Origin of the sequence: Nocardioides sp. CPCC 206348 (assembly GCF_048654705.1) — a bacterium.
Taxonomy (GTDB): domain Bacteria; phylum Actinomycetota; class Actinomycetes; order Propionibacteriales; family Nocardioidaceae; genus Nocardioides.
This window is the reverse complement of record NZ_JBMCZA010000178.1, coordinates 289-7,983: the sequence shown is the minus strand read 5'-3', so window position 1 is coordinate 7,983 and position 7,695 is coordinate 289. Positions and strand designations below refer to the sequence as shown.

General features: G+C 65.3%; 11 protein-coding genes. 10 read left to right on the top strand and 1 reads right to left on the bottom strand.

Translation table 11 applies throughout. The features are described from left to right. Positions 1 to 155: 155 nt before the first annotated feature. The 10 genes from ACOADB_RS14175 to ACOADB_RS14130 all read left to right on the top strand — a co-directional run bounded on the left by ACOADB_RS14175 (position 156) and on the right by ACOADB_RS14130 (position 7,358). Positions 156 to 644, top strand: a complete 489-nt coding sequence (locus ACOADB_RS14175) for a hypothetical protein (protein WP_378599713.1) — start codon at positions 156 to 158, stop codon at positions 642 to 644. A 30-nt stretch (positions 645 to 674) separates the two neighbouring features. Continuing rightward, entirely contained in the window at positions 675 to 1,091 is a 417-nt protein-coding gene (locus ACOADB_RS14170) for a helix-turn-helix domain-containing protein (protein ID WP_378599710.1), read from the top strand. Next, positions 1,084 to 1,770: a hypothetical protein gene (locus tag ACOADB_RS14165; RefSeq protein ID WP_378599708.1), complete on the top strand. Its 687-nt coding sequence runs from the start codon at positions 1,084 to 1,086 to the stop codon at positions 1,768 to 1,770. Before ACOADB_RS14170 ends, ACOADB_RS14165 begins: the two co-directional genes overlap by 8 nt. A 175-nt stretch (positions 1,771 to 1,945) precedes the next feature. Further along, on the top strand, positions 1,946 to 2,254 hold the full coding sequence (locus ACOADB_RS14160; protein ID WP_378599705.1) for a hypothetical protein: 309 nt from the start codon (positions 1,946 to 1,948) through the stop codon (positions 2,252 to 2,254). A 337-nt stretch (positions 2,255 to 2,591) separates the two neighbouring features. Next, complete coding sequence (locus ACOADB_RS14155) at positions 2,592 to 2,855, top strand: hypothetical protein (RefSeq protein ID WP_378599703.1); 264 nt, start codon at positions 2,592 to 2,594, stop codon at positions 2,853 to 2,855. Between the two features lie 235 nt (positions 2,856 to 3,090). After that, positions 3,091 to 5,529 (top strand): hypothetical protein, encoded by a 2,439-nt coding sequence (locus tag ACOADB_RS14150; RefSeq protein ID WP_378599700.1) that lies wholly within the window; start codon positions 3,091 to 3,093, stop codon positions 5,527 to 5,529. A gap of 15 nt (positions 5,530 to 5,544) precedes the next feature. Further along, positions 5,545 to 5,748, top strand: coding sequence for a hypothetical protein (locus ACOADB_RS14145; protein ID WP_378599698.1), 204 nt, complete (start codon positions 5,545 to 5,547; stop codon positions 5,746 to 5,748). Positions 5,749 to 5,953: 205 nt separating this feature from the next. Beyond that, positions 5,954 to 6,427, top strand: a complete 474-nt coding sequence (locus tag ACOADB_RS14140; RefSeq protein WP_378599697.1) for a hypothetical protein — start codon at positions 5,954 to 5,956, stop codon at positions 6,425 to 6,427. Between the two features lie 66 nt (positions 6,428 to 6,493). Further along, complete coding sequence (locus ACOADB_RS14135) at positions 6,494 to 6,862, top strand: helix-turn-helix domain-containing protein (RefSeq protein WP_378599696.1); 369 nt, start codon at positions 6,494 to 6,496, stop codon at positions 6,860 to 6,862. Further along, positions 6,855 to 7,358, top strand: coding sequence for a hypothetical protein (locus ACOADB_RS14130; RefSeq protein WP_378599694.1), 504 nt, complete (start codon positions 6,855 to 6,857; stop codon positions 7,356 to 7,358). The genes ACOADB_RS14135 and ACOADB_RS14130 overlap by 8 nt, the downstream gene beginning before the upstream one ends. A gap of 21 nt (positions 7,359 to 7,379) precedes the next feature. Here ACOADB_RS14130 and ACOADB_RS14125 read toward each other — a convergent pair. Next, the coding region (locus ACOADB_RS14125; RefSeq protein ID WP_378599693.1) for a hypothetical protein at positions 7,380 to 7,695 on the bottom strand (316 nt) is incomplete at its 5' end.

The following is a 7,695-nucleotide window of genomic DNA, read 5'->3' as shown; positions in this document are numbered from 1 at the left end:
GATGGCCGGACTCAACGATCTAGGAGAACGACATGACACGAACCGAACCTCAGACCGAGGCCGACGAAGCTCAGTCCTTGGTTGACACACTCCTCGAGCGGGTGCGGAACGGCGATGACGGCGTCACTCCGGAGGAGATCGACAACGCGCGCAAGTTGGCCGAGTTCGCGCAGCTGCGCATTGAGGCCGCCGAGCGCAAGGCGTGGACACAGGCGGCCGAAGCCGCGGCTGCGAACCAGCTCACCGCTGCCGATGCCCTCAAGGCCGTGGTCGTGGTGACTCCCAAGGAGGTCGCGACGCTTGAACAGAAAGCCGCCAAGGCGTTCGAAGCCCTGATGGCCGCTGTCGATCAGCGATACGTTGCGGCATTCCTCGCTGCTCGCCGGCTCCGGATTGCGAACGAGGAGGCTGCGAAGTACGACCTCCCGAGCTCGATTCAGGCTCACGGCATCGGCTACAACGTGCGTGCTGATCGATTCGACTTCATCAATGAGCGTGGATCGCACGGACATGTGGATTGGGGACACCTGAAGGAACCGAAGCGTTGGGTTGAGGCAGTGATCGGGCCTGCCGGGGTCCAGCTCGAGCGCGGAACCCAGGTGACCAGTGCTCGACGTCCCGAGCGACTGATCGACGCGGATTGAGCCACGCCGAGGGCATGGGAGGTGGTGGACATGGAGGTGACTCCCGTACCACCTCGATCGGCAGTTGTCGTCGTTCCCCAGGCTCTTCGAGAGGTGGTGTTGCGGGCCTTGGTGTCTGACATCCGTCGTCGGCAGCTCGTTGATGGTGGTGCGCCACTCAATCCGCTGATGAGGACCTTTCTCCACGCGCTCAGCAGCGATGCCGTCGACAGCGAGCAGATCACTTCCTCGTGCGGAAGTGCCGTCTCGGAACCTGCAAACGTGGTGATCACAACTCCGCAGATCGCCGAGCGACTCGGGTGCACCACCCGGTGGGCTCGCGAAGTTGCAAGGAGGGTCGGTGGGGTCAAGCAAGGGCGGGACTGGTTGGTCTCGCTTGATGAACTGGATCGCTTCATGAAGCACGGGAGGGGTAGCAACGATGGTCAGCATCAGCGCAGTGCGTAGTGCAATCAGTCGACTGCAGGAGGCGCCAGCGCGCGTTCGTGCGGTGCGCCAGGAGCACGAAGCCCAAGACGTCGAACTGCGCAACAATCCGCAGCTCTCCGACACCTATCGCCGCCAGCTTCGAAAGGAGCTGCACGAGGTCACGATCGCCACGCCGGATCAGGTCGACATGGATCTCAAGAGAATCCAGACGACGCTCACCTCGCCGGCACCGGCCGATACTCGTCCCAGCGTCGACCAACTGCTCGATGAGCAGCGGCAGGCAAAAGCGTGGGGCCGCGCCGAACGGTTGCTGGGAGCAGGTACCTCGCCGCTCGAGGTGGTCAAGGACGCAGAGCAGGCCACAGACCTTGCCACCCTGCGGGCACTTCGCACTGAACTGCCGACCTGGATCGTGGCGACAACGCACGGCGGGGCAACGCACGAGGAGCGAGTCTCTGCCGCCACCTCGGCCAAGCGTCTGGTGGACCTGGCATTGGCGCGCACTCTGCCCGAGGGCATTGAGCGAGCAGCACTGCGCGGGCGTCTGCAGTGGGAGACCCACGCACCCATGGTCGGAGTGGAGATGGAACACGCCCGACGCCTACTCGAAGGCAAGACCGCCGATGGCTTGGGCGTTGCCATCTCGCTCCGCTACATGAGTGCCGACGCACAGGCGCTCGACACCCTGACGGTCTGACATGCCGCATAGGGGGTGGCGGGGGACCCCGAACACGCGTGCGATAGGGAACCGCGGGGGAGGTGTCTCCGAAGTTCTTGACCCAATCAACCTCAACCACGCTTGAGATCGGGAGGTAGCAATGGCAGCCCCACGCAACGCCAGCAAGCCGCGAAGCCGCGCTCATCGCGGCTCCATGGGCAGCCGGCAGGCACTGGTCGACCTGCCCGCTTCGGGCTGCGACCTGCCCGTGCCGGACATGCCCGACGGCCGCGACTGGACCACGACTGAGCGGTCTCGCTGGTCAGAGTTGTGGGCATCGCCCCAAGCAACGCAGTGGGACGAGACGGCCCGCGGGACGGTCGCTGCCCTGCTCATCTTCGAGAGCGCCATCATGACCGGGACTGCGTCCGCGTGGCAGGCCCAGGAGGCGCGCTACGCGGCCGAGTCGTTGGGCCTCACGCCTCGAGCGCTCGGACAACTCGGATGGCGGATCGTCGAGTGAGCGCCCGCCGCCAAGCTCGTGCGGGGCAATCCACCGCGACAGTCGCAGCGTCCAACGGCGTGCCGCGTTGCCTGGCGATCGGGCCGCACGTCGACGTCTGGAGCAATCCGAGTGACCGCCATTCAGTCTTCGACCCCTGGCATCGCTGGAAAGACGTTCGGCGCGCGTGGCTGGCCGCCGCAGGCGTCAGCGTCCGGGATGGGTGGAGCGTTATCCCGTCCGGCGGCCCACGGCTACACCCTGCCGGCACCGCTCGTGAGGTGAGGGAACTTCGAGCCGACGCCATCCGGCTTGCCATGCAGTTTGGGATGCACGGACCGAAGCACGGAGCCGCCAAATGATCGCCGACGCCGAGTACCTCTACAGCCTTCCCGAGCCCGTACAGGCCGAACTGGTGGAGCTCGTGCGTCTCGGTGCCGGCATGTCACAGGACGAGAAGGAAGTCGTGCTGACCCTGCTCGTCAACTACGCCGAGAGCGCCATCCGGCACGCGCTCTTCCAGGAGCAGATGACCCTCGTGCAACTGCTCAACCCAGTGGGCCAGCTGCTCGGCGCCCTCAACGACTGCAACTCACCTGAGACCAACGGAAAGGTGGCCTGACATGGCTGTCCGCAGAGAACGCGTCGTGTTGGAGTTGGAAGATCACTTTTCGACGGGCATGGCGAAGGCGGCGACTGCGGCTGCACTTCTGGACAAGAGCCTGGCTGAACTCGAAGGATCCGCGCTTCGCACGACCAAGACCACACGGGGGACCGAGAGCGAGATCGATGGACTCTCCCGGTCGCTGCGCAGAAACGGTCCAGAGATCGACCGCTTCTCTGGCCGCCTCCGCCTGATGGCCGACACGATGTCGATCCTCGGCCCATCGCTGGCACCCGTTGCTGCGATCGGAGTTCCGACAATCGCGGGCCTCGCGTCCCAGCTCGGCTTCGCCGCTCTCGGCATGACGTCGCTCGTCGCCGCCACGCAGGGTGTCGGTGACGCGCTCAAGGCCGTCAACGACGCCGCCCTTGAGCCGACCGCAAAGAACCTCGACAAGGCCGCCGAAGCGATGCGCAACCTCGGCCCAGAGGCTCGCGAGTTCGTGTCCCACTTCCAGGACATCCGTCCCGCGCTGGCCGACATCAGGCACTCCGCGGCCGCCGGTTGGTTCCCAGGTCTGACTGAGTCACTCGACTCCCTCGAGAGGGTCGCACCGCGGCTGGCATCCATGTTCGAGACCATCGGCCGGACCGGTGGCAGGTTGGTTGCCGACGGCGCTGATGCCTTGGCCGGCCCTGAGTGGACTGAGTTCCTGTCCTTCGTCGAGAACAACGCACCACAGGCACTCGACGACCTCGGCCGCACGGTCGGCAACCTCACGCGGGGGATGGCCGAGCTCTGGATGGCCTTCGACCCCGTCAGTGACGACTTCTCCTCCTGGCTGCTCGAGGCTTCACGAGGTTTCGTTGAGTGGTCCGACAACCTCTCGCAGACCGACGGCTTCCGCGAGTTCGTCGACTACATCCGCACCAACGGCCCCCGTGTCGCCGACGCAATGTCGGCAGTCGGGGAGGCGGTCGTCGACATCGTCGAGGCGATCGCACCCCTCGGTGGCCCATCTCTCAAGATCATCGAGACCTTCGCGACTGCAGTCGGCGCCATCGCCGACTCCGACCTCGGCACACCCATCTTCGCCGCGGTGGCCGCCTATGCCGCCCTCAATCGCGTCATGCAGGTCACCGTGGCCCTGCAGACCCGCATGACGGGCACGAGCGCGATCGGTGCAGGTATGGCGTCCGGCGGCGTCCTTGGCGGGCTCAAGGCAGGCGGGACTGGCCTGACGCGGACGAATCGCGACCTGCGCACTACGGCCATCAACGCCGCCAAGGCAACCTCGGCTGTCGGCGGGCTCGCCCTAGTGATGACCGGCGCGGCCGAATCCACCGGCCTGTCGAACACGGCCTCACTGGCCCTGATGGGCACGATCGCCGGCCCGTGGGGCACTGTGATCGGTGCCGGCGCGGGGGCGATGCTCGACCTTGCCGGCGCCACCGAGTACTACGCGGACGCCCAGGCGCGAGCGAATGATGCCGTCAAGTCGGGCAACATCGAATCACTCATCAAGTCGATCGCTGAGCAGAAGAAGATCCTGTCTGGCGCGCTCGACTCCGACAAGGTGACCGGCTTCGGTGACTTCTTCTCCGACATCGGACGCGGGATCAGCGGCGGAGGAAGCGGTGACGTCAAGGATGCCGCCCGCGCGGAGATCGCGCGCCTCGAGGAGGCCCTGGCGGGCGCCGCTGGAAACGCTGAGGACTTTGCCGACGCGATAGCCCAGATCGAGAAGGACAAGGCAGTGACTGCTTGGGCCAAGGAGACGGCCGCGTCGTTCTCGTCTCTTGCTGCCGACATCGAGAAGCCCGAGCTCTCGCTGAAGGCGCTGAACCAACGCATGCGCGACAACGCCCGCGCTGCCCTGAACATGGGCGACAACATCCGCGCTGCCCTGACGAACGGCGTCAATCCCGAGGCGCTGATGCAGGCATATGAGGATCTGGGGCCTGCCGCCGGTGCGGCATTCGAGGATCTGGCGAACGGTGGCGAGGGCGCGGCGCGCAGGTTCAATGCGGCGTTCGGCAGGTCGACCCACGCCTCTGAGGTTCTCCAGGGCGCACTCACCGATCTGAATCGCGCAGTCGCCGGTCTGCGCGACCCGACGCTGCAGGTTCGGTTCGGAACGGCCCGCGCGGATATCAATGAGTTCAAGGGGATGCTTGCGTCGATTCCGCGGTCCCGTCGTGTCGATCTCTACGTCAACCAGGTCAATTCATACGACAAGCGCAACCAGGTCGGCGGCATCGACGGTGACATCACGACCTCCCGCGCTGTCGGCGGATTCACCGGCCGCGGCGGCAAGTTCGATCCCGCCGGCATCGTGCACCGCGGCGAGGTCGTCATCCCGCAGGAGCTGGTGCGGCGCGACAGCGACCTGCTGTCGTTCCTCTATGGCGACCTCCCCAACATGCGCGAACTCCCTGCGCCACAGGTCAACATGGCTGCCATCGGGGCGGTGGAGGCAAGATGGCGTCCGGTCAGCTTTGAGCGGTCCGCACCTGCGAATAGCGGCATCAGCGCAGCCGACGTCAGTGCTCTGCAGAACGAGCTCAAAATCGCGAACCGGCGCCTCGCTGCGATCGAGGGGACGATCCACGGCGAGCACCACGCCGACCGCAAGTCGATGCGCGCCGGCAGCGGTACCGCCGCTCGCTCCAGGCCGAGGGGCCACATCTAAGTGGAGGACGACGGCATGGATGCCAAGGTGGTCATCGAGAGCCTCGAAGCAATGATCGACCGCGCCCACATGCTGACGCTTGAGGAACAGGCCAGCGGGCCGTTCAATCTCGACCTCGATCCCACGCTGCGCCGGGTGATGGGCGATGTCGCGGGGCTCGCGGTGATCGTGCAGAGACTGGTCGAGGATCTCTATCTCGACCCATGCGACATGGCGTAGGGGGGCACCGCCTCGACGTGGCCTGCCCGACCCCCAACGTGTCGGCGGTCTGCTTCTGCCGTCGGATGATCGCGATCCCGCTTGCTTCAACTGCCTGAGGTCTCGCGGTGGTTGGGATAGCGTTCGGTCACCCCGTCCAGCCAGGGGTGACGGAGGGGATCGGAGTACGCATGAGGATCTGTCATGCGCGCGGGTGGTGTGAGCCTTGGTTCTGATCGCGCAGCCGCCGGGCGTGCGCGCGACGCGGGACGGCGGAACGTGGAAGTTCGCTCGCGGGACCAGCGGCACCAACTTCGTCATGAACGACTTTGCGGCCCTCGAGCGCAGCCTCGGGAAGTACGTGATGGAGATCGTTCGCGCTGAGATCTTCTACAAGATGAAGCGGGCAGAATCCGGCAAGTTGGCTTACGGCGAGGGCCGGGAGTTCGACGTGCAGCAGATGCATGCGGCTCAGGACGTTCTCGAGCTTCGGCTGTCGGACCGCACCGGCGATCGGGGCAACCGGCTGCACATGCGCTTCTTCTTCTCCGAACCACTGCATTTGCCCGGTCTGCTCGTGGGCCTCGGGTTGTTGTGGAAGCGACCAGGCGAGATCGATCTGCCTATGCAGACGCAGTTCGCCAAGCAGGCCGCCGTGAGACTTCAGGAGTATTCGCAACGAGCCGACTACGGATTGTGAGAACCGCCCTGCGGCCGCTTGACGACGCGACTATGATCTAGAAGTTATATAGGCAAGGAGGTTGGGATGGAACTCGAAGCACTGCTCGGTATCGATCCGCGCAACCCTCTGCAGATCCGAGCGAAGCGACTCGTCGAGGAAGACGAGTCCTATCTCGACGCGTTGGTTGCCATGAGAAAGGCGAAGGGCCTGTCTCAGGAAGCCATCGCTGACCGGATGGAGATCTCGCAGGGCGCCGTTGCTCGCATCGAGTCCGGCGAGCGTGACCCGCGCCTTTCGACCCTGCGGCGATACGCGATGGCCGTTGGCGCCGTGTACTCACACGACGTGATGGACGACGAGCCTCGGGTCGTTAAGAGTCCGATCGGTGACCACCGCGCCGCTGAAGATTCTTGGCCGCTTGCCAGTCACAAGGTCTCTGGCCGACGTGGCTGATTCCCGGTTTCAGCCGGGCTGGCCCGACGCGTTCGTCGCTGGTTACACAGTTCTGCGCACACTTCTTGACACGGATCGTCGTCGCGAAGAGGGGGGTCTTGAGTGGCAGATCTCCCCGGGGCTCATCGAGAACAGCGACAGAGCCTCCGCTGAACCGACCCTTGCGATCATCGGGGACCTGACGGCCTGGACCACGAGTGAGTGGGCCGGGGTGAGGGTCTACGCCACGTTGTATCTCCGGGATCAAGCCGCCTTGGGAGATGACGACTGGGGGCTGGCCAATCAGCTGCTAGAGACGCACGCTGGCTGGGTTACCCACGGCCTGTATGACTTCGCGGCTCAAGGCATGCGGACGATGCTCGGCGGAGGGTCGGGAATCCGCGTACCGCGGGTAACGCCCGCCTTCACGCTCGCGTTGGTCGACCCAGCAGATCTGGATGACGTCGTGGATGTTGCGAACGATGACTCGACGCCACTGGACAACGTCGACCCGTGATATGGGCCCATGCCGCGGTGGTTACCTCGGCTCGGGAAAGTTCTCGTTCGTCAGCCCACCCTTGGGCATCTGCAGCTTCGTCCTGCTCTCGCCAGCCCGGTGAGCGTTCCAGGCGCGGATGGTCAGCGCGAGTCCCTCGGTCTCGTTGATCCGGCCGCCGGAGACGCGGAGCTTGATGACGCGGTTGCGCAGGACCGCGATCGGGTCGGTGGCCGGAATCCCGTCGCCGTCTGCGACGCGAAGGAAGAACCACGTCGCCGCGTCGGAGTCGAGTTGCGAGAACAAGAAGTGACACAAGCCGATCACCGACGCCGGTAGACGCTCGCGCGACGCCAGC